General features: G+C 73.5%; 18 protein-coding genes and 1 pseudogene. 9 read left to right on the top strand and 10 right to left on the bottom strand.

All coding sequences use genetic code 11. The features are described 5' to 3' along the window. Positions 1-55: 55 nt before the first annotated feature. Positions 56-1483 (bottom strand): rifampin monooxygenase, encoded by a 1428-nt coding sequence (gene rox, locus ACZ64A_RS06350; RefSeq protein ID WP_469808567.1) that lies wholly within the window; start codon positions 1481-1483, stop codon positions 56-58. Positions 1484-1814: 331 nt separating this feature from the next. On the opposite strand from rox, the gene ACZ64A_RS06345 reads away from it, so the two are divergent. The 3 genes from ACZ64A_RS06345 (at position 1815) to ACZ64A_RS06335 (ending at position 6309) form a co-directional block, all read left to right on the top strand. After that, positions 1815-2612 carry an SAM-dependent methyltransferase gene (locus tag ACZ64A_RS06345; RefSeq protein WP_469808566.1) on the top strand — a complete coding sequence of 266 codons (798 nt, stop codon included), beginning with the start codon at positions 1815-1817 and terminating at the stop codon, positions 2610-2612. Between the two features lie 277 nt (positions 2613-2889). Next, positions 2890-4011 carry a tryptophan--tRNA ligase gene (gene trpS, locus ACZ64A_RS06340; protein ID WP_469808564.1) on the top strand — a complete coding sequence of 374 codons (1122 nt, stop codon included), beginning with the start codon at positions 2890-2892 and terminating at the stop codon, positions 4009-4011. Positions 4012-4158: 147 nt separating this feature from the next. Further along, entirely contained in the window at positions 4159-6309 is a 2151-nt protein-coding gene (locus tag ACZ64A_RS06335; protein ID WP_469808563.1) for an FUSC family protein, read from the top strand. Positions 6310-6439: 130 nt separating this feature from the next. Here the strand turns inward: ACZ64A_RS06335 and ACZ64A_RS06330 are convergent, their stop codons facing one another. After that, on the bottom strand, positions 6440-7447 hold the full coding sequence (locus ACZ64A_RS06330; protein WP_469808561.1) for a DNA polymerase Y family protein: 1008 nt from the start codon (positions 7445-7447) through the stop codon (positions 6440-6442). Positions 7448-7594: 147 nt separating this feature from the next. On the opposite strand from ACZ64A_RS06330, the pseudogene ACZ64A_RS06325 reads away from it, so the two are divergent. Both ACZ64A_RS06325 and ku read left to right on the top strand, forming a co-directional pair. Beyond that, a pseudogene (locus ACZ64A_RS06325) lies at positions 7595-7798 on the top strand (DUF6233 domain-containing protein); the annotation flags it as partial. A 274-nt stretch (positions 7799-8072) separates the two neighbouring features. After that, a complete protein-coding gene (ku, locus tag ACZ64A_RS06320) occupies positions 8073-9209 on the top strand; it encodes a non-homologous end joining protein Ku (protein ID WP_469808560.1) in 1137 nt (378 codons plus the stop codon). A gap of 110 nt (positions 9210-9319) precedes the next feature. Here the strand turns inward: ku and ACZ64A_RS06315 are convergent, their stop codons facing one another. Further along, positions 9320-11770, bottom strand: a complete 2451-nt coding sequence (locus tag ACZ64A_RS06315; RefSeq protein ID WP_469808558.1) for an ATP-binding protein — start codon at positions 11768-11770, stop codon at positions 9320-9322. Positions 11771-11951: 181 nt separating this feature from the next. Here ACZ64A_RS06315 and ACZ64A_RS06310 point away from each other — a divergent pair, with 181 nt between their 5' ends. Next, complete coding sequence (locus tag ACZ64A_RS06310) at positions 11952-12407, top strand: carboxymuconolactone decarboxylase family protein (RefSeq protein ID WP_469808557.1); 456 nt, start codon at positions 11952-11954, stop codon at positions 12405-12407. A gap of 166 nt (positions 12408-12573) precedes the next feature. Further along, positions 12574-12969 carry an iron chaperone gene (locus ACZ64A_RS06305; protein ID WP_469809079.1) on the top strand — a complete coding sequence of 132 codons (396 nt, stop codon included), beginning with the start codon at positions 12574-12576 and terminating at the stop codon, positions 12967-12969. A gap of 66 nt (positions 12970-13035) precedes the next feature. On the opposite strand, the gene ACZ64A_RS06300 is transcribed toward ACZ64A_RS06305, so the two are convergent. The 3 genes from ACZ64A_RS06300 to ACZ64A_RS06290 all read right to left on the bottom strand — a co-directional run bounded on the left by ACZ64A_RS06300 (position 13036) and on the right by ACZ64A_RS06290 (position 15538). Then, positions 13036-14310: a hypothetical protein gene (locus ACZ64A_RS06300; protein WP_469808555.1), complete on the bottom strand. Its 1275-nt coding sequence runs from the start codon at positions 14308-14310 to the stop codon at positions 13036-13038. Between the two features lie 78 nt (positions 14311-14388). Next, entirely contained in the window at positions 14389-14961 is a 573-nt protein-coding gene (locus ACZ64A_RS06295) for a dihydrofolate reductase family protein (protein ID WP_469808554.1), read from the bottom strand. Between the two features lie 151 nt (positions 14962-15112). After that, a complete protein-coding gene (locus ACZ64A_RS06290; RefSeq protein WP_469808552.1) occupies positions 15113-15538 on the bottom strand; it encodes an OsmC family protein in 426 nt (141 codons plus the stop codon). A 162-nt stretch (positions 15539-15700) separates the two neighbouring features. Between ACZ64A_RS06290 and ACZ64A_RS06285 the strand changes: the two genes are divergently transcribed. Further along, positions 15701-16621 (top strand): LLM class F420-dependent oxidoreductase, encoded by a 921-nt coding sequence (locus ACZ64A_RS06285; RefSeq protein ID WP_469808551.1) that lies wholly within the window; start codon positions 15701-15703, stop codon positions 16619-16621. Between the two features lie 7 nt (positions 16622-16628). Here ACZ64A_RS06285 and ACZ64A_RS06280 read toward each other — a convergent pair whose 3' ends face one another. Beyond that, positions 16629-17087 (bottom strand): GNAT family N-acetyltransferase, encoded by a 459-nt coding sequence (locus ACZ64A_RS06280; protein ID WP_469808549.1) that lies wholly within the window; start codon positions 17085-17087, stop codon positions 16629-16631. Between the two features lie 328 nt (positions 17088-17415). Then, positions 17416-18156 carry an SDR family NAD(P)-dependent oxidoreductase gene (locus tag ACZ64A_RS06275; RefSeq protein ID WP_469808547.1) on the bottom strand — a complete coding sequence of 247 codons (741 nt, stop codon included), beginning with the start codon at positions 18154-18156 and terminating at the stop codon, positions 17416-17418. Between the two features lie 174 nt (positions 18157-18330). Here ACZ64A_RS06275 and ppk2 point away from each other — a divergent pair, with 174 nt between their 5' ends. Continuing rightward, entirely contained in the window at positions 18331-19134 is an 804-nt protein-coding gene (gene ppk2, locus ACZ64A_RS06270) for a polyphosphate kinase 2 (protein ID WP_469808546.1), read from the top strand. A gap of 88 nt (positions 19135-19222) precedes the next feature. Here ppk2 and ACZ64A_RS06265 read toward each other — a convergent pair whose 3' ends face one another. After that, positions 19223-20122 (bottom strand): universal stress protein, encoded by a 900-nt coding sequence (locus ACZ64A_RS06265; protein WP_469808544.1) that lies wholly within the window; start codon positions 20120-20122, stop codon positions 19223-19225. A gap of 181 nt (positions 20123-20303) precedes the next feature. After that, positions 20304-21422: a DUF2637 domain-containing protein gene (locus ACZ64A_RS06260; protein ID WP_469808543.1), complete on the bottom strand. Its 1119-nt coding sequence runs from the start codon at positions 21420-21422 to the stop codon at positions 20304-20306. Positions 21423-21766 lie beyond the last annotated feature (344 nt).

Raw genomic sequence — 21766 nt, 5'->3', positions numbered from 1 at the left:
GGCGTCCACCGAAGTGACGCTCCGGAGCGGGACCGCACCGGAACCGTCCGACCCATCAGTCCGCCGGCCGGCCGAACCACGCCCGCAGCGGGCCGAGGAGAACCTGCTGGTCGTCGCCGGCCCAGACGACGTGGCCGTCCGGCCGCAGCAGTACGGCGGGCACGTCCAGTTCCTCGGTGGCGTCGACGACATGGTCGACCCGGTCCGCCCAGCCGGCCACCGACAGCGCGCCGGTGCCGTCGAGCAGGAGTCCGCGGCCGCGGTGCATCAGCTCGTACAGGCGGCCGCCCTTCAGCTGCACGTCCCGCAGGCGCCGGCCGACCAGCTCGTGCCCCTCGCCGAGGTCGTAGCGGACACCGACCGCGAAGGCCGTCTCCGTCATGTACCGGTTCACCTCGTTGAAGTCCATCAGCTTGGACAGCAGCTCGCGCAGCGCCACTGCCCCCGGCTCGGTCCCCAGCAGTGTCATCTGGGCGCGGGTGTTGGCGAGCACGGCGGCGCCCACCGGATGCCGTTCGGCGTGGTAGCTGTCCAGCAGGCCCTCGGGCGCCCAGCCGCGCACCTCGGCGGCGAGCTTCCAGCCGAGGTTGAACGCGTCCTGGATGCCGAGGTTGAGGCCCTGCCCGCCGGTCGGCGGGTGGATGTGGGCGGCGTCGCCCGCCAGCAGCACCCGGCCGACCCGGTACTGCTCGGCCTGCCGGGTGGCGTCGCCGAACCGGGACAGCCAGCGGGGAGAGTGCGCCCCGAAGTCGGTGCCCGCGACGGCCCGCAGCTGCGCCTTGAACTCCTCCAGGCTCGGCGCGCCCGCGTCCTCCCCGGACACCTCCGACGCGGGCACACCGACGCGGAACACCCCGTCCCCGTTGGGGATGACACCGAACCGGAGCTGGGTCTTGCGGACCTCGGTGACGACGGCGGTCACCGTGTCCGGGTCGGCGGTCAGCTCCATGTCGCCCAGCAGCGTCTCGACCTTGGCGGGTTCGCCGGGAAATGCGACGCCGAGCTGCCTGCGCACGGTGCTGCGGCCGCCGTCGCAGCCGACCAGGTAGCGCGAGCGCAGCCGGGTGCCGTCCGCCAGCTCGACGCCCACCCCGTCCGCGTCCTGGCTCACACCGGTCACTTCGCAGCCGGTCCGCAGCTCGGCGCCGAGTTCGAGCGCCCGCTCGCGCAGCAGCCGCTCGGTGACCGGCTGCAGGGTGGACAGGCCGTAGGGGTGGTTCGTGTCCATCCCGTCCGGCCAGGGCTTGTGGATGCCGCCGAAGAAGCCGCCGACCTGGAACTTCTCGCCGACCGCGAGGAACCGGTCCAGCAGGCCGCGCTGGTCCATCATCTCGACGCTGCGCACGTGCAGGCCGCGCCCGCGGGACTCCTTGGTCGGCTCGGTCAGCTTCTCAAGGACGACCACGTGCACGTCGTGCAGCCGCAGCTCGGCGGCGAGCATCAGGCCGGTCGGACCACCGCCCGCAATGAGCACATCAATCATGAAAAGTCCCCGTTTCCGCAGGTTGTTGCGTTGCCGGGCGATTCTGCGGCATGAGGGGGGCCTTGCCGCAAGCCCCCCTGTGCGCTATATGTTGAGAGTGGCGAGGAGAGCGTGACCTCCTCGCCTTCGTGTTTCTCCCGCCCCGGCGACGCTCAGCAGCAGGGTGGCGGACAGCCGACGGGCCGTCCCAAAACCGGCGTTCGGGGGTGGCCCGTTTCCACCGGAGGGACTCCACCGCCGGAAAACCCGAACTGGCCGGTGGGAGGTGGATGTTCGGACGTAAGTTGTGCGGTGAATGATCCACGCCTCGGCTGAAAGACGGTTAGGACTCATGACCGACCCCGCGACGACGCAGCAGAACATCGACACGTCGGTGCCGCACTCCGCCCGCATCTGGAACTACTGGCTCGGCGGCAAGGACAACTACCCCGTCGACGAGGAAGCCGGCGACGCCTACACCGCCGTCTTCCCCGGCATCGTCACCATCGCCCGCAGCAGCCGAGCGTTCCTGCGCCGCACCATCACCCATCTGGTCACCGAGGCCGGCATCCGGCAGTTCCTCGACGTGGGCACGGGCCTGCCGACCGCGGACAACACCCATGAGGTCGCCCAGCGGCTCGCCCCCGAGGCGCGGATCGTCTACGTCGACAACGACCCCATGGTCCTGGCCCACGCCCGCGCCCTGCTGTACTCCTCCCGCGAGGGCGCGACCTCCTACATCGACGCCGACGTCACCGACCCCGAGCGCATCCTGGCGGCCGCCGAGAAGACGCTGGACTTCGGCCGGCCCACCGCGCTGATCCTCAGCAACATCCTGGGCCACGTCGGCGACCACGGCCAGGCCCGCTCCATCGTGACCACGCTGATGTCCGCCCTGCCGTCGGGCAGTTACCTCGTCGTCAACGACGGTTCGCGCGGCATCGACCCCGTCTTCGAGGCCGCTCAGGACGCGTACAACACCAGCGGCGCCGTGCCGTACAACCTGCGTACGGTCGACGAGATCGCCGCGTACTTCGACGGTCTGGAACTGGTCGAGCCCGGCGTGGTCCCGGTCACGCAGTGGCGTCCGGAGCCGGGTTCCACGCAGGAAGTCGTCGCCGAGCACGGCGGGCTCGCCCGCAAGCCGTAGCCCCCGGCAGGCCGTGGAGTTCGTCCGCCGCACCGGCCGCCCCCCTCCTCAGCACCGCGGAGGGGGGCGGCTGCGGCGCCGAATGTCCCCTCGGACCGGCGCGGGCGACGGTATGATGTGCGTATGCATCGTGTCGCGTGTCCGAGCTGGTGGCGCTCCTTTTAGGAGCGGCCGCCTCACACGCATGACAAGGGCCGTTCGGACGAACGGCCCTTTTCGTGTCCCCTGGAACAGGGCTGGTGTCGTCCAACGGCGTCCACCACCACCAGGAGATCTCATGGACACCACCACCCTCACCGCCACGGCCACGCACGCGGACGCCACCGTCACGGCTGCCTCCTCCGACGCCCTCGGCGTGGCCGGCGCCCGGGCCCGCAGCGCGGTGCTGGAGGAGCTGATCCGCAAGGAACCCGGCCGGTTCCGGGTCCTGACCGGCGACCGCCCCACCGGACGGCTGCATCTGGGGCACTACTTCGGCACCCTGCACAACCGGGTCAGGCTCCAGGACCTCGGTGTGGAGCTGTTCGTGCTGGTCGCGGACTACCAGGTGCTGACCGACCGTGATGTGGCGGACAACCTCGCCGGGCACGTCGAGGATCTGGTCCTCGACCACCTCGCCATCGGCGTCGACCCGGCTCGCAGCACCATCTTCACGCACAGCGCGGTGCCCGCCCTCAACCAGCTGATGCTGCCCTTTCTCAGCCTGGTCTCCGTCGCCGAGCTCGGCCGCAACCCCACCGTCAAGGACGAGATCGCCCACTCGCGGCAGTCCGCGGTCAGCGGCCTGATGTTCACCTATCCCGTCCACCAGGCGGCCGACATCCTCTTCTGCAAGGCCAACCTGGTGCCGGTCGGCCAGGACCAGCTCCCCCACCTGGAGATCACCCGCACGATCGCCCGCCGCTTCAACGACCGTTACGGCGACGGCACGGCCGTGTTCCCGCAGCCCGAGGCGCTGCTGTCGAGCGCGCCGCTGCTGCTCGGCACGGACGGCACCAAGATGAGCAAGAGCCGGCGCAACGCCATCGCCCTGGCCGCGGACGACGACGAGACCGCCCGCCTGATCAAGGGCGCCAGGACCGACTCCGAGCGCCACATCACCTACGACCCGGTCGCGCGCCCCGAGGTGTCCTCCCTCCTGCTGCTGGCGGCCCTCTGCCTGCGGCGCACTCCCGAGGAGGTGGCCGACGACATCGGCTCGGCGGGTGCCGCCGCGCTGAAGAAGACGGTGACCGAGGCGGTCAACGAGTATCTGGCCCCGATCCGGGCGCGGCGAGCCGCCTACGCCCAGGACCGCGCCCATGTCCGCGAGATCCTGCGCGAGGGCAACGAGCGCGCCCGGGCCGTGGCCGACACCACGCTCGCCGAGGTACGGGCGGCCATGAACAGCCGGTACTGAGCGACCGTCGGCGCCCGCCCCTCCGGACGGCGCGGGGGGCGCGGGCGGGTGCCGGGTCCGGCGGTGCGGGGCGCGGGCGGGTACCGGGTCGGACGGTATGGGGCGCGGGCGGGTGCCGGGTCCGGCGGTGTGGGTGATGCTGAAGGGGTGCGGGGTGTCGTAGCCCGGTGGTTGAGCCCGGCGGCCTACGCCGCCTCGGGGCGCCGAGCCGTGCGGGTGGCGCTGGTCGCGGCGACCGGCTTCTACGTCTTCCGCTACGGCCTGGACCGGCCCGTGGCGGCGACCTACGCGCTGTTCGCCGCCATCGCGCTGGGCGGCCTGTCAAGGATCCCCGGCACCGGGCGGCAGCGCGCAGCCGTGCTGCTGCGGGCCATGCCGCTGTGCTGGGCCCTGGTGGTGGTCGGCACCTATCTGTCGGTGCGCACCTGGAGCGCCGCCGTCGGCATGCTGGTCGTCGGCTTCACACTGGCCTTCTCGGCCGTGGGCGGACCGCGCGCGGCGGGGACGGCACCCGGGCTGCAACTGCTGTACATCCTCCCGTCGTTCCCGCCGTACGACCCGGAGTCGCTCGGCGACCGGCTGATCGGGACCACCACCGGTGTGGCACTGCTCGTCGTGGCCGAGGCACTGCTGCTGGCCGAGCCGTCCCCGCCGTCGTACGAGGAACGGGCCGCCGGGGCCGCGCGCACGGCCGCGCACTGCGCGCGGCGCCTCGCCGCACCGCCGTACACCCTGACCGGCGCGGACCGGGCGGCTGCGCAGGAGGCCGGGCAGGCGCTGCGGCCGCTGCACGTGCCGGAGGCGGAACGTCCGGCGGGGCCGGGCAGACGGCAGCGCGCCCTCGCGCACACGGGTCTCGCGACCCGCACCCTGCTGAGCCGGCTGGCAGGGCTCGGCCCCGGCCGCGGCGGGTCGGGCCCCGAGGTCACGGCGGTGCTGCACGCGGTGGCCGAGCTGGCCGTGGCGACCGCCGGGTGTCTGCGGTCCGGACCGTCCCCGGCCGGGCCCTACGAGGCGCTGGTCGCCGCACGCGCCCGCCTGTCGGACGTGTCCGCGGGCCCGTACGGCGGCACCGGTGCCCCGCGTTTCGCGCCGGCGGTGCTGCGCGCGCACGCCGCCGTGCTGGAGGTCGCCGACGCGGCGCTGGCCATGGGCGTCGCCGCCGATCTGGCCGTACGGGGCCGGCATGAGGCGGTGCCCGTGCCGCCGGGCCGGTTCTGGTACGCCCGGATGTGGGCGCCGCTGCTGTGGTGGCACCGGCTGCGCGGGCACGCCGGGCGCCGGTCGGTGTTCTTCCAGAACGCGGTGCGCATCGCCCTGGCGCTGACGGCCGCACGGCTCGTGGCCGGGGTGGACACGCTGCCCCACGGGTTCTGGGCCATGCTGGCCACGCTCACGCTGACCAGGACGACCATGGACGAGACCTGGCACACCATCCGCCTGGCGTTGGCCGGCACCCTGGCCGGTGCGCTGTTCACCGCCGCAACCCTGACCCTGGCCGGGACGGACACCCGGTTCTACGCGGTGCTGCTGCCGGTTTGGATGCTGTTCGCCTTCACCGTCGGGCCGGTCCGGGGCGTCGGCTGGGCGCAGGGCCTGTTCACCGTGCTCGTGGCGCTGGTGTTCGCGCAGCTCGCGCCGCCGACCTGGCACCTGGCGGAGGTGCGGATGCTGGACGTGCTGGTCGGCAGCGTGATCGGCGCGGTCTTCGGGGTGCTGGCGTGGCCGCGCGGCGCCCATGACGAGCTGCGCTACACGGCCGCGGAGCTGCTGCGCAGGGCGGCGGAGATCGTCGTGGCGACCAGTACCTCGGCCGCGCACGGCACAGGGGTGGCCCCGCCGTCGGGAGTGCCGCCCGGGCACCGGTCGCTGCACCGCTCGGTCATCCTCGCGGAATCCGCGTACGCGCAGTTCCAGAGCGAGCCGACGCGCTTCGGCGGCCGGACCCGCGCGGCGCCGGCCGCGGTGGACTGGCAGGCGACGCTGATGGCCGGCCATCACACCCTGTGGGGGTCGCAGCGGCTGCTGGAGCCGCCGCAGACCGAGCTGGGGCCGCTGGCGGCCGAGGCGCTCGCCGGGGTCGGGGAGCGCGTGGCCGGGCGGATGCTGCTGGTCTCGGCGGCGCTGGATCCCGGCGGGGACACACCGAGCGCGTCCGTGCCGGCGATCGACGTGACCTTCGCGGAGTTCGCCGCCGAACCGCCGGACGCGCCACGGCTGTACTACGCGACGGTGTCCTGGCTGGAGTCCCTGACGGCGGACCTGGCACGGATCAGCGCCGGTCCCCGGCGGGAGTGAGGCGGACGGCGGGGCGTCACGGTGAGGGGGACGGCGACGCGCCCCGGTGAGGGATCGGGACGGCGCGCGCCCCGTCCGGGGCGGCCCTCCCGGGGGCGGCGAGGTTGCCGGGGTCGGCCCGGGCCGGGGCTCAGGAGGCGTTGCGGAAGATCGCCGCGGGGCCGATGACGCCCGCGCCGAACCGGTCGCGGATGCGGTCGACGGCGCCCTCCGCCATCAGCCGCGCCTCGTGGCCGGCCTCCAGGCTGAGCTGCCGGGCGACCCGTTCGGCGTCGACGAGGTCCTCGCCCCTGAGCGTGATCCGGGTCAGCCGGCCCCGTTGCAGGCCGGCGGCGTCCATCAGCTGGTAGGCGAGGACGCGCAGGTCGTCGTCGTGCGCGGAGGGTTCGGGCAGGCGGCGGGTCTTCTCCCAGCTGCCGCCGGCGGCGAAGGACAGCTGCAGGGTCAGGGCGCGGGCGGCCTGGCCCCGGCCGCGCAGCAGCATGCCGAGGCGGACGACCAGTTCCAGCAGGGCGGAGCGGACGGCGGCGCCGTCCAGCGCCTCGCGCGGAAAGGTGTGCCGCACGCTCGCCGAGGCGGGCAGGGCACGCGGGACGACGGGGCGCGGATCGACACCGCGGGCGCGGTCCGCCGCCAGCCGCCCCGCGCGGCCGCCCAGCAGCCGCTGCACGGTGGCGGGCGGGGCGGCGGCGAGCAGGCCGGCACAGTGGATGCCGTAGTCGCGCAGGATCTGCGCCTGGCGGGGTCCGATGCCGTGCAGGGCCTCGACGGGGAGCGGGCCGAGCCAGTCGGCCACCTGGTCCGGTTCGACGGCGAGGACGCCGCCGGGGGGCGCGATCCGTCCGGAGGCGGTGGCGGCGACGGTGATGGACGGACCGATGCCGACGCGGACGTCGACGCCGAGGCGGGAGATGGTGCGTACCCGCAGCATTTCGCCGAGCCGGCGCGCGTCCGCGCCGTGGTAGCGCAGGGCGCCCTTGAGTTCGACGAGGGCCGCTGACGGCGGCAGGGCCTGCACGACCGGTGACAGCTCCGTGAGCTGCTCCAGGACCTGCCGGTAGGCCTCCTCGGGCAGCCGGTCCGGGCAGCGCACGTGCATGACCGTCGCCGTCCGACGTGCGGGAACGCCGATGTCCATGGTTCTCACCTCCCGCACTCACGATATCGAACGGAAAATCGAACACGCGAGTGCGCAAGGGTGGATCTTGGGCCTAGAATCAAAAACGTGTTCGATGACCTGCCGCCCGACCTCGACCGCCTGCACACCCTGCGGGTGTGGCACGCCATGTGGCTCGAGCGCATCGACCGCAAGATCGCGGCGATCCAGCGGCGTCAGGCCGAACAGGAACGCGGCCGGCGCAACCGGCCCGCACGCCCGGAGTGGATCGTCCAGCTCGGCATCGGCGCCGGGCGCCCACCGCTCCAGGTCCACGCCGGCGACTGCCGCATGGCAGGCTCCCGCCACCGCCCGATCGGCCGTGACGAGGCCCGCCGCCTGCTCGCCGGCGGCCTGCCCGCCTGCGTCCACTGCCGCCCCGACGCACAGTTGCAGATCATCGACTTAGATCCGCCGTCGGTCTCGGCCGGGGGCCGCCCTCGAGGGGCCGGCGCGCCCAGTCGGGTTCCCTCGTCCGCGCAGCCGGAGCGCGCGGCCGGACTGCCGGCGTTCTACGTTGAGGGGAGGCAAGCGCTCGCACCAGCGGCCATCCCGGTCGGTGAGGCCGCTGACGGGCGTGCGGGCGGTCCGGACGGGAGGGTCGGTCATGGCGCGCGCGATCTGGACGGGTGTGATCACGTTCGGGCTGGTCACGGTACCTGTCGGGCTGTACTCCGCGACCGAGGACCACACCGTCCACTTCCATCAGCTCCAGCGCGGCACCGCGGACCGCATCCGCAACCGGCGGGTGAACGAGCGCACCGGCAAGGAGGTCGACTCCGACGACATCGTCAAGGGCTACGAGGTCTCCAAGGGCGAGTACGTGATCGTCGAGCCCGATGAGCTGGACGAGATCGCGCCGGGCCGCTCCCGGACGATCGAGATCAGCGACTTCGTCGACCTGGACGCCATCGAGCCGGTCTACTTCGACCGCACGTACTACGTGGGGCCGCGCGGCAAGGAGTACCAGAAGGTGTACGAGCTGCTGCGGGCCGCGCTCGCCGAGGCGAACAAGGCCGGCATCGCGACGTTCGTCATGCGCGGCACGGAGTATCTGACCGCGCTGCGGGCCGAGGACAAGGCCGTGGTGCTGCAGACGCTGCACTGGGCCGACGAGGTGCGCGACCCCCGCAAGGAGCTGCCGGAGCTCCCGTCCGGGCGGGCCGGGCGCGGCAAGGAGCTGGATGTCGCACTGCAGCTCGTCGACGCCCTGAGCGCGCCGTGGGAGCCGGGCCGCTATCACGACACGTACCAGAAGAAGGTGCGGGAGCTGGTGCAGGCCAAGGCGCAGGGCGAGGAGATCGCCCACGCCGAGGAGGCGCCCGAGGCGACCAACGTCATCGACCTGATGAAGGTGCTGGAGAACAGCCTGGACAACGCCCGCTCGTCCGGCGGGGGCCGCACGCGGAAGGGCGGGGCGGGCGGGTCCCGGGGGGCGCCGTCCGGCCGCACCAAGGCGTCGGCGAGCGGCAGCCGCGCCACGCGGGCCAAGAGCGGCGGCCGCGGCACCGGCCCGAAGAGCAGCGACCGGGGCACCGGCCCGAAGAGCGCCGGCCGCGGTGCGGGGGCCAAGTCCACCGGCTCGAAGAGCAGTGTCCGCGGCCGGGGTGCGAAGCGTGAACTGGCCGGGCTGAGCAAGGCCGAGCTCTACCAGCGGGCCACCGACCGGGAGATCCCGGGCCGCTCGAAGATGAGCCGCGAGCAGCTCATCGACGCCCTCTCCTCCCGAACGGCAGCCGCTTGACCGGCCGTCCCGTCCGTCACCCGGTCCGTCGCCCCGTCACCCCGTCCATCCCGTCCGTCGCCCGGGCCGTCGCCCCGTCATCCCGGCCATCCCGTCCGTCGCCCCGCCGGTCACGCCGTCCGCAGCTCCCTCAGCAGAGACTGTGCCGCCGCGCGGTGTTCCGCGGCCACCGCCGGGTCGCCGCCCTCCAGCAGGGCCGCGATGCCCTCATGGGCCAGCGCCTCCTCGTGGCGGTTGCCGAGTCTCGGGGCCAGGTCCAGTGCCTGCCGGTGCAGCCGCAGGGCCTCCCCGGGCAGGCCCGCGAGACGGCAGGTCTCGGCGTAGCCGTTCAGGAAGTGGATCTTCCAGTGTTCCTCGAACAACTCGTCGAGCAGCGCGAACGCCTCCCGGTGGCTGGCCAGCGCCTCCTCGTAGCGGCCCATCCGGCGCAGGGCGACGCCCCGGCAGTTCAGGCACCACGCCTGGTTGTGCAGATGCCCGTCGGCGCGGGCCACCGCGAGCGCCTCGTCCAGCTGTGCGGCGGCCTCTTCGGGTGCCTCCTCGGCGATGGCGACGCCGAGGGTGATGCGGGCGGTCAGGGCGGGCGGCCAGGCGGCGTCGGCGTGCGGGACGGCGAGCACGTCGCGGGCCCGGCGCGCGGCCTCCTCGCGCTGTCCGAGCCGGAGCATGGCCCAGGCCTCCGCCGCGGCAGCGTCGGCCGCGCCGGTGGGGAAACCCGCCTGCTCGTACAGCGTCCCGGCCAGCCGGAACAGGTCGAGCGGTTCCTCGACGTCACCCGCGTCCCAGCTCAAGTAGCCCCGGCGCAGGGTCAGTTCGGCCTCGGTGCGGGTGTCACCGGCCCGGGCCACCAGGGTGCGGGCGGTCTCGTAGGCGTCGGCGGCCTCCGGCAGCCGGCCGACGTTGTAGCGCGCGAAGCCCAGGTCGCTGTGTGCCTCGGCGAGCCGCAGCGGATCGCCGAGGCGTTCGGCGGCGGCCAGGGACCGTTCGAAGAGGTAGTTGAGGTGCATGGTGCCGCAGCGGCGCGCGAAGTAGGCGCGCAGGAAGCGCGGCAGCTCGCACACATGGACGTCGGCGCCGACGGCCGCCGCCGTTTCGAAGGCGGCGATCAGGTTGGCGTACTCCGCCACCAGCCAGGCGAAGGCGGCGTTCTTGTCCGCGAACCGCGGCAGCACGGCCGGGGCCGGCCCGGCGGTGACCGCATGCCCGGGTGACAGGAACGGCATCGCGGCGTCGGCGGCCGCGGCCGCGTGCACGTAGTAGCCGAGGACGCGGCCGAGGGCCCGTTCCCGCTCGGCCGCCGGGTCCTGCTCGGCGGCGGCACGGCGCGCGTGCTGGTGCACCAGGTCGTGCAGCCGGTAACGGCCCGCCGTCGGCTGCTGGACGAGGTGGGCGTCGAGCAGGTCCTCCAGCATCGCCTGTGCGGTGCGCAGCGGCACGTCGGCGAGTGCGGCCGCCACGTACTCGTCGAAGGACTCGCCGGGCAGCAGGCCCAGCATGCGGAACAGGCGGGCCTGCGCGCGGTCGAGTTGGCGTACGGACATGGCGAACGCGGTGTCGAACTCGTTCGCGCCCTCGGCCATCCGCTCGACGAGGATGCCCACCGTCCAGCCCGGCCGGTGCCGCAGCCGTGCTGCGGCGAGCCGCAGGGCGAGCGGCAGATGGCCGCACAGCCGCAGCACCTCGGCGGCCGATGCCGGGTCACGGGCGAGGCGGCCGTCGGGGCCGCCCCCGTCGCCGCTGGCGCGGGCGAGGAGTGCGGCGCTCTCCTCGGGGGTGAGCACGTCGAGCGAGAGCGGGGGCACCTCGTCCAGACCCAGGAGCCGGTTGCGGCTGGTGATCAGGGCGACGGAGTCTCCCGCGCCGGGCAGCAGCGGGCGGACCTGCTCGGCGTCGGCGGCGTTGTCGAGGACGACGACGACCCGGCGGTGGGCGAGTTCGGAGCGCCAGCAGGCGGCCAGCTGTTCCAGGCCGTCCTGGGGGACCCGCTCGGAGGGGACGTCGAGGGCGCCGAGCAGCATGCGCAGCGCGGAGTCGGGGTCGAGCGGGGGGCGGCCCTCGGTGAAGCCGTGCAGGTCGACGTAGAGCTGGGCGTCGGGGAAGTCGGCGGCGAGCCGGTGCGCGGCGTGCACCGCGAGGCAGGTCTTGCCGACGCCCGCCATGCCGTCGACGCAGACCGCGCGATGGCCGGCGACCGTGTCGAGCAGCGTGGTGAGCTGGGCCTCGCGTCCGGTGAAGTCGGTGACGTCGCGCGGCAGGTCGTTGCGGGGCCGGGGCCGGCCCTGGCGGCTGCTCTTCGGGGGCGCCGGGAGCGGGTTCGAGGTGCGCTCCCACAGCGGGCGCAGGGGGCGCGGGTCGCGCTTGACGAGACGGCACAGCGCGACCACGGCGGGCCAGGGCGGCGCGGTCTGCCCGTTGAGGTAGCGCGAGAGGGACGAGGAGCTGAGACCGGTGTCCCGGGCGAGGGCCCGCACCCCGAGCCCGGACAGTTCCTGCAGCGCGCGCAGCCGTGCCGCCAGCTCGTCCTGCGGTCCGGATCGAGCCGCCCGTTCCGTCACGTCCACCGTGGTCCCCCCGCTGTCGCGTCCCGTGGCCGCAGAAGTCTCCCCGGCCAAGTAGCCGCTGGTCAAGGCTGTTTCAGCTGTCCCACGGTGTCCCATCGCCGTGGTCGTGACGCGCCGGCCGGGCTGTCATGGAGTCACGCCCCGCCGGGAGCGGGGCACCGGTTCGAGAAAGGAGCCCGACATGCAGTCGCGCATGCAGAACCCCGCCGTCGTCCTGTCCGACGCCATGCAGCCCATCCAGCAGCTCTTCAAGGCCGTGCACGGTGGTGGTGTGGACGGACAGATCCTGGAGCTGGTGCATCTGCGGGTCAGTCAGATCAACGGCTGCAGCGCCTGCGTCGACGGCGGCGCCAGGACGGCGCGCAAGGCCGGGCTGAGCGACGAGCGGCTCGCCACGGTCGTGGCCTGGCGGGAGGCGCCGTACTTCTCCGACGAGGAGCGGGCGGCCCTCGCGCTCGCCGAGGCGGCGACCCGGCTGGCCGACCGTCCCGACGCGGTGAGCGACGAGATCTGGGACACGGCCGCCACGTACTTCGACGAGAAGCAGCTGGCAGCGATCGTGCTGATGATCGGTGTCACCAATCTGTTCAACCGGCTCAACGCCACGACCCGGCAGATCGCCGGCGCCTGGGGATGACCTCGCTCGCCGGCCGGGCGGGCCGGCGAACTCGCCCCATACTGAAGCCCGTTGTGATCCACGTCCCAGGAGGGAAACCACAGTGAAGGACGCCCAGAAGCCCGCGCAGAGCAGCACGGCCGCCGACGAGCCGTCGGAGGGGTTCACGGCCGAGGAGCGGGCCGCGATGAAGGAACGCGCCAAGGAGGTCAAGGCCTCGGCGCGCCGCACCTCGAAGGCCGCGAAGGCGGCGGAGGACGAGGCCGCGGTGCTGGCGAAGATCGCCGAGATGCAGGAGGCGGACCGGGCTATGGCCGAGCGGGTCCACGCCGTGGTCAAGGAGAGCGCGCCGCAGCTCGCGCCGAAGCTCTGGTACGGGATGCCCGCGTACGCCCTGGACGGCAAGGTGGTCTGCTTCTTCCAGAGCGCGGAGAAGTTCAAGTCCCGGTACGCGACCTTCGGGTTCAGCGACCAGGCGAAGCTGGACGACGGCAGCATGTGGCCGGCGTCGTACGCCCTGACCGGGCTGACCGCCGCCGACGAGGCGCGCCTGGCCGAGCTGGTGAAGCGAGCCGTCCACTGACGAAAGGGGCGTCCCGGCGGGGTGGCGCGGAGCGCGCCACCCCCGGAGCGTGACCGTCCGGCGCGGTTACGACCCGTCGGCGTGGACGGCGTAGACGTACCGCTTCCCGGCGTACTCGCTGAGGTTCCAGATCACTGACTCGCTGTAGGCCCAGCCGGTGGTGGCGCTGCTGTGGAAGCTGAGGTCCTCGCAGCCGACGGCCAGGTTGCACACGGCGCTCGCGGTGGAGGCGCCGGAGGTGAAGGTGCGCAGCGATCCGGCGGAGGAGCCGTTGCTGGTGGAGAGGTAGTGCTTGGTGTTCTGGGAGACGACGCCCTGGATCTTCTGCTGGGCGACCGTCACGGCCTCGGACGCGGTGGGCGAGGAGATCTGCCGGTTGGTGTAGTCCAGGTTCCAGCGGACCACCTTGGGCGTGGTCGTGGCGACGCCGGTGCCGCTGAACGTGCCGTCCGTGTAGTCGACGCTGCCGGACACCGAGTACTCGCCGACCACCAGGGAGTCGGGGCTGCTGGCGCGGTCGAGGCCGATGGCGCTGTAGCGCACGTACTTGCCGGAGTTGTCGTAGGCGGCGCTCTGCGGCAGGACGTACTGGTAGGAGTAGCCGTAGTACTTGCCGTCGGTGTGCAGGCCGCACACGTCCTTCTCGGCGGTGTCGACCGTGAACATCTTGGTCAGGTCGAAGACCCGCAGCCCCTTGAAGGTGTCGACCATGTACAGCAGGTTGCCGTACCACATGATGCCGCCGGCGTGGCGGCGGACGGGGTTGAAGGAGTACTCGCCGGAGGACGTCTTCACCGGCTCGACGAGCAGGACGTGGCGGTAGGTCGGTGCCGCGGCGTTGGTGGTGTCGACGAACGACAGCCGCACGCCCTTGTCGATCGGGTACTCGTCGACGCCGTCGCCGTCCGGGTCGGTCTCGAAGTACCAGGAGACCGCGACGACCCGGTTCGAGCCGTTCGACGGGTAGAGACCGTCGGCGTAGGCGTCGGCGCTGGTGGTGACGCCCTGCGGAATCCAGTAGTCGACCGTCTGGTCGCCGCTCTCCCAGGTGAAGCCGGCCGCGAACGCCTGCACGGTGCCGGGGGCGCTGGTGAGGCGGGTGGCGCTGCGGTTGGTGTCGGCGATGACCGCCGCGGCGTCGACGGTGGGGAGCTTGCCGGCGAGTCCGGCGACGAGGTCGGCGTAGGCGCCGTAGCTGTTGCCGGTGCGGTAGGTGAGGGCGAACTGGCTCGCGTCGATGGTGGCCGCCTGGGCGACTGCCGGGAAGAGCGCGCTGCCCGCGGCGGCGGCAAACGGTGCCGCGGCCATGCCCTTGAGGATCGTCCTCCGTGTCATGTCCATGGGGCGGAACCTATGCGCACGTGATCACGTGGCACAACTCCGCCCCCTGGGACACCTGCCGGCCGGCCCGGCGGACCGTCAGCGGACGACGTCGAAGATCTGCTTCTGCAGGCCGTTGGCGTACGCCTCGTGCTCGACCAGCTTCAGCTTCTGGGCGTCCTTGTCCGTCGCGCTGAACAGGCGCTTGCCCGCGCCGAGGAGCAGCGGGAAGACCAGCAGGTGGTAGCGGTCGATCAGGCCGGCGTCCGACAGGCTGTGGTTCAGCTCGGCACTGCCGTGGACGATGATGGGGCCGCCCTCGGTCTCCTTCAGCGCGGCGACCTCGTCGAGCGAGCGCAGGATCGTGGTCTCACCCCAGTTGGTGACCAGGTCGTCCTCGGTCAGGGTCGTCGAGACGACGTACTTCGGCATCACCTTGTAGTCGGCGAATTCCGCCATGTCCGGCCACACCGGGCTGAACGCCTGGTAGCTGACCCGGCCCAGCAGCATCGCGGTGGCCTCCTTCTGCTCCTGGCCCTTGATGCCGAACGCCTCGGGAAGGAACTCGACGTGCTTGAAGGTCCAGCCGGCGTTGCGGTAACCGGACTCTCCGCCGGGGGCCTCCACGACACCGTCGAGCGAGACGAAGGCGGTGCTGATCAGGGTGCGCATGGTCGTTCCTCCGGGTCGTGCTTCTCAGGGGATGATGCGTGGTGCGTGCGGTGCGCGCGCCGCTTTCGCGGGGGTCATGCGCACCAGCTGTCTTTTCGACTGCCGGCCAGGGGAAAACTCATCGGCGGTCGCGGGAAGACCCCGGGCCGGGTCATGCCTCCTGGATCGTGGTGCTGACGGGTGTGCCGATCTCCACGGTGCGGCTGACCGTGCAGAGCCGGTCGTGGGAGGCCTTGACCGCGCGCGGCAGGATCGCGCGGGCGCGCTCCGCCTCCTCGCCGTCCGGGAACACGACGGAGAACGTGACGGCGAGGTCGGTCAGCCGGTTGCCCTGTTCGTCGCTGACCTTGTGACCTGTGACGGTGACCTCGAAGCGGTCCGGTTCGGCGTGGCGGGTGGTGGCGACGTCGACGTCTACGGCCGTGCAGCCGCCGATCGCGGCGAGCAGCAGCTCGACCGGGGTGAAGGCGGCGCCCTCGGTGGCGAAGCTGATCGTCCCGCCGCGGGCGTTGGTCGCGGTGAACTGCCCGGTGCCGGTTCGCTCGACGGTGACGGAGCGCAGGGAGTCTTCGGTCATGACAGGGACCCTAGTACGCGCCACCGCCGGGGGGCGTGCGGGACATGGGCGCTGTCCCCGCTGCGCTGCCCCCGGGTGGGACCGGGGCCGCGGACGCGGGACGACACACAGAGTTCACGAGCGGAGCGGAATCGCCTTGGCCGTGCGGGAGTTGACGTCGTCATGACTGTAGGAGTGACCATCGACACGCCCAGTGCCGCGCTGACCGTGGACGAGGTGGTGCGGCAGGCGCGCGAGGCGCGGGCGGCAGGCGTCAGAAGTGTGTGGTTCGGCCAGACCTTCGGCTACGACTCCCCCACGATCGCCGCGATCGTGGGCCGCGAGGTGCCCGACATCCACCTGGGCACATCCGCGCTTCCGGTGTTCGGCCGGCATCCGCTGCTCGTCTCGAGCCAGGCGCAGACGGTGCAGGCCGCGACCGGTGGGCGCTACCACCTCGGTCTGGCCCTCGGCACGAAACTGTTCACGGAAGGCGCCTTCGGGCTGCCCTTCGAGCGGCCCGTCGGCCGGCTGCGCGAATTCCTGCTGGCGCTGCGGCAGTTGGTCGACACCGGCCGCGCGGACTTCGAGGGCGAACTGATCACCGCCCGCACGCCGCTGCCCGCGACCGTGCCGGGCGCCGAGCCCGTCGTACCGCTGCTCGTGGCCGCGATGGGGCCGCAGGCCCTGCGGGTCAGCGGTCGGCTCGCCGACGGGATCCTGCCGTACCTGGCCGGGCCGCGGGCCCTGGAGCAGCACATCGTGCCGGAGCTCACCCGCGCCGCCGAGGAGGCGGGACGGCCCCGCCCGCGGGTCGTCGCCTTCGTGCCGGGGGTGGTGACCGCCGACCCCGAGCGGGTCCGGGCCGCGGCGCACGAGGCACTCGGCTTCTACCGGCAGATCCCGTCCTACGCCCGGGTCATCGAGCAGTCCGGCGCCACGCACCCGGCGGAACTGGCGGCCATCGGCGACGAGAAGCACCTCGCCGAGACGGTACGCCGCTACCGCGACGCCGGGGCCACGGAGGTCGTCGTCGCCGCCGGCGAGCTGGGCGGCCCCGACGACCGGCTGCGCACCTGGGAGGCGCTGGGCGAGCTGGCCTGACGTACGGTCAGGCGCGGGCCGGCAGCTGAACCGGCGCGCGCACCATCCACACGTCCACGGGGTCCTCGCGCTCCATGGCGAACCCGTGCCGCTCGTACAGCCGGCGGGCCGCGCTGCCCTGCAGCACGTTCAGCCGGACGGGGACGCCCGCGCGGTCGGTCCGCTCCAGCAACCGGCGCAGCACGGCGGAGCCTATGCCGTGGCCCTGCAGTCGCGGGGCGAGGAAGAAGTGCTCCAGCCAGTGGGCGTCCTCGGCCGGCCGCAGCGCCACGCAGCCGGCCATGACGCCGTCCACCTCGACGACCCAGGTGTGCGCCGGCTCGAACCGGTCACGCAGGCGCTGCCGCACGCGGTGCTCGTCGTACCGCCCGAGACGCTCCAGATCCGGCCTCATCGCCGCCGCACGCAGTTCCACCGCCGCATCGATGTCGGCCATCGACGCCGGGCGCAGCTCCCAGTCCACCATGATCACCACGCTACCGCGCGGGGTCCCGGCCCCGGCGGGGCCCTGACCTGGGCCGGCGACCGTCGGCCCGCGCCGAGCTCCGCCGTCTCACCGCGGCGGCCCACCGCCGAGCAGGCGCCCGAGGGCGGCACGGCCGCCGTCCACCGGCTGAACTCCTCGCGCGAGGCGGGTCGTTCGGTCTGCCAGGGCCCGGGGCGCGGCGGCCGTGCCTCTGCCGCTTCCGGCGCCGAGCGGACCGCGCCCGGGTCGCCCTCAGCCGACCCCGGCCGCCGGGGCGGATCCGGCGGCCGGGGCACGACCGAGCAGGGCTTCGGCCCGGCAGCCGGCGTCAGGTCAGGTTCAGGCCTCCGTCGAGCAGGATGACCTCGCCGGTGAGGTAGCCGTTGGCGATCACGGATGCCACGAGGCCGGCCACGTCGGCGGGGCGGGCCGGTCGGCCCATGGGGGCGCGCTCGCGCCACAGCGTGTGGGCGTCGGCCCAGTCCTTCGTCATGGGTGTGTCCACCAGGCCCGGCGCCACCGCGTTGACCCGCACGCCGGGGGCGAGCGCGGCCGCGAGCAGCCGGGTCACGTGGTTCAGCGCGGCCTTGCTCGCCGCGTACGGCACCGACGAGCCCTTGGGGCGCACCCCGGCATGGCTGGTGATGTTCACGATGCTGCCGCCGGACGGCGCCGCGCGCAACGCCGGAAGCGCCGCTGTGCACAGCACCCACGGTGCGATCAGGTTGACCTCCAGCACCTCCCGCCATTCCTCGGGGGCGGCCGCGGCCAGGTCGTGGTGCGGGATGGGCCGGCTGATGCCGGCGTTGTTCACCAGGACGTCCAGCCGTCCGTACCGGTCGCAGGCCGCCTCGGCCAGTCCCCGGGCCTCGTCCGCCACGGCGAGGTCGGCGCGCAGATACGTCCCGCCGAGCTCGGCCGCCAGCTCCTCCCCCGTCTCCGTGCTGCGCCGTGAGTGCACCACGACCCGCATGCCGTCCGCCGCCAGCCGCCGTGCCACGGCCTCCCCGATCCCCGACGTGGACCCGGTGACCAGGGCGACGGGCCGCTCCTCTCGCTTCATGCTCATCCGGCCGATCCTGCCATCGCGGCCGCCGGGCTCGCGCACCGCCACCGCGCACCGCGGGCGGGCCGCGGGCCTGAGGTGCGGTGCCCGTTCTGCGGGCGCCGGCGCGGCCCGGGTGCCTACACTGCGAGCGTCCACGGCGGCGGGTCCCGGGCTGGGGCCGGGAAGGCGGGCGACATGGCCGACTGGCAGGTGGCGAAGGTGCCGCGCAAGGTCTACGAGCAGGAACTGCTGCGGCTCCAGACGGAGTTGGTGCGGCTGCAGGAGTGGGTGCGGGCCGAGGGGGCCCGGCTGGTCGTCGTCTTCGAGGGCCGGGACGCCGCCGGGAAGGGCGGCACCATCAAACGGGTCACCGAGCATCTCAACCCGCGCGTCGCGCGCATCGCGGCCCTGCCCACGCCGACCGAGCGCGAGCGCTCCCAGTGGTACTTCCAGCGGTATGTGACGCACCTGCCCGCCGCCGGGGAGATCGTCCTGTTCGACCGGTCCTGGTACAACCGCGCCGGTGTGGAGCATGTGATGGGCTTCTGCACGAAGGAGGAGCACCAGCGCTTCCTGCACCAGTGCCCCATCTTCGAGCGGATGCTGGTGGAGGACGGCATCCTGCTGCGCAAGTACTGGTTCTCGGTGAGCGACACCGAGCAGCAGGAGCGGTTCCGCAAGCGGCTGGAGGATCCGCTGCGCCGCTGGAAGCTGTCCCCGATGGACCTGGAGTCGATCACCCACTGGGAGGCGTACTCACGGGCCAAGGACGACATGATGGTGCACACCGACATCCCGGAGTCGCCCTGGTACGTCGTCGAGAGCGACGACAAGCGGCGGGCCCGGCTCAACATGATCGCCCACCTGCTCGAGTCGGTTCCGTACCACGGAGTGCCGGAGCCCTCGCTCGAACTGCCGGAGCGGCCGCCGTCCACGGGGTACGAGCGCCCGCCGCGCGAGCTGCGGACCTACGTCCCGGATCACGCGGCCGGCCTGTGACGCGCGTACCGCCGCCGCGTCCGGAGGCGGTACGGGGCCGGGGCGGCCGCCGGCCGGTCGGCGCCGGCGTCGGCGCGGGCCTCGGCGCTCACGCGTGCGGGACCAGCGCGACCGGGCACCGCACGTGGTGGATCAGCGCGTGCGCGACCGGCCCGGTGCGCGGGCGGGCGGGCGTGTGGCGCCTGCGGATGCCCGCGACGACCAGTCCCGCTCCGCCCGCCGCTCGGACGAGGACATGGGCCGGCCGTCCTTCGTGCAGGTTCTCCCGGACGGCGACCGCCGGGAACCTCTTCCGCCAGGGCGCGAGGAGTCGCGCCAGTTCGTCCTCGGCGAGCGCCCTGGCCCGGGCGCGCTGCTCGGCGGCCGTGAGGCCCGGGGAGTACGGCACGTGCCAGGCGTGCACCGCCCGCAGCGGGGCCGGGCGCAACTCGGCGGCGCGGAAGGCGAAGTCCAGCACTTCCTCGTAGACGCCGTCCACGTCGACGGCGACTGTGACGTCACGGAACGGGGTGCGGTGCGACGGCTGCCCGTGGGCGTCGCGCAGATGCTCGGCCTCCGCGGTCTCGTCGGCCCGGACCAGCACGATCGGCCGTTCCATGCGGGCCGCGGCGGCCATGGCGACCGCGCCGGAGACGAAGCCGCTCAGCCCGCTGCTTCCCTGGCTGCCGATCACGAGCAGGTCGGCGCCCTGCGCCTCTGCGAGCAGCACCGTGGCAGGCGGTCCGGCGACCTGCTCGGCGGAGACGGCCAGCCCCGGATAGCGCCGGCCCAGCTGCTCCAGCGCGTGGTGCAGCACTTGGCGGGCGTGCTGCTGCGCAGCCCGCAGTCCGGGCACGGCACTGTCGGCGCCGCCCTCCGGCAGACCACCTTCCCAGGCGTGGACGAGGCGCAGGGGAACGCCTCGGCGCAGGGCCTCCCGCGCCGCCCAGTCCGCCGCCGCGCTGCCCTCGCGTGAATCGTCCACGCCGGCCACGACCGATCTGATCACGGCCTCACCTCCCTGGCCATCCGGTGCGTGCGCGAAGGACGGGGCCGCCCCCGGGCCCGCCCCGGAGGTCGGGCCCGGGCGGAAGACGCACCTCTCCGCCCGTCACCAGGGTCCCTCTCGGAACGACGGCGGGAAAGGCGTGCCGGCCCGTCCGTGCCCTTCCCCGGCCTGCCGTCGCTGTCTAGGGCCGGGCCTCGGCATAGGCGCGGTCGCGGGCGGTGGCGGCCGTGGCGGCGGGGGCGGGCTCCTCGGGGTCGGCCCCGTGGCGTCGGCGCAGGGCTTGCAGCAGCGGGCCGAGGGATGCCTCCGGGAACGGGGTGCCCGACGTGGTGGACGTGCCGTAGCCGTCGTGCAGCCAGAAGGCCCACTGGGCGGTCGTCGGCGTGACCCGGAAGCGGTCGACGAAGGCCCGGTAGGCGTCCGCGAACCGGTCCGCCGCCGCGTCCGGCGTCTCACCCGGGCGCAACGGCGACTCCGGCTCCGCGGGCTCCTCGGCCGGCTCGGGGACGGCGGGCGGCGCCGGCAGGGCGAACCGGAGCTCGCCCGCGCCCCGGCGGATGCGGCGTACCGTCTCGGCCACGGGAGCGGCGGGGAGCACGGGTGCGAGGCCCGGCGCTGCGGTACGGTCGGCCGCCGCGCCGATGCCGGCTGCGGCGAGGCCGGCGGGTGCGGTCTCGGAGAGGGGGACGCCGTAGCGGGCGAGGCGCAGCGGCATGAGGGATTCGACGGGGGCCTTGCGGCGCCAGGCGCGGCCGAAGCGGGAGCGCAGGCGGGCCTGGTAGACGAGGCGTTCCTGTTCGAGCTTGATGACCTGTTCGTAGGAGCGCAGTTCCCACAGTTTCATGCGGCGCCACAGCAGGAAGGTGGGCAGCGGGGAGAGGACCCAGCGCATGAGCCGCACGCCCTCCATGTGGCGGTCGGCGGTGATGTCGGCGATGCGGCCGACGGCGTGCCGGGCGGCCTCGACGGAGACGACGAACAGGATGGGGATGACGGCGTGCATGCCGACGCCGAGGGGGTCGGGCCAGGCGGCCGCGCCGTTGAAGGCGATGGTGGCGGCGGTGAGCAGCCAGGCGGTCTGGCGCAGCAGCGGGAAGGGGATGCGGATCCAGGTCAGCAGCAGGTCCAGCGCGAGCAGGACGCAGATGCCGGCGTCGATGCCGATCGGGAAGACGTAGGAGAAGTTCCCGAAGCCCTTCTTGATCGCCAGTTCCCGCACGGCGGCGTAGGAACCGGCGAAGCCGATTCCCGCGATGATCAGGGCGCCGGACACGACCACACCGATCAGAATCCGGTGCATCCGAGTCAGCCGCGGTGGCCCGTCGGGCGGCCTCGGTGTCCCGCCGCTCGCCGCGGACGCGTTGTGCCCGTCCGTGGCCTGTCGTTCCGCCGTGACCTGTCGCGTTCCTGTGGCCTGTCGCGCTGCTGTGGCCTGTCGCGTTCCCGTGACCTGTGGCTGTTCCCTGGCGTGTGGCTCCCCCGCCGGCACGTGGCATTCCCCCGTTCGAACCTCGGACTTGACCGGTTCTCACACTCTCATGATCGAGCCGCGACGGGCCGGGCACCCGGCCCGGGCGGGTGCCGCCGGATTCCGTGGCGGAAGATGGGGCGGACGGCCACCGCGTGCGACGGGCCGAGGATCAG

The organism is Streptomyces sp. NPDC104814, assembly GCF_055583185.1.
Note: the sequence above shows the minus strand (reverse complement) of the source record. Positions and strands in the feature narration are given on the sequence as shown.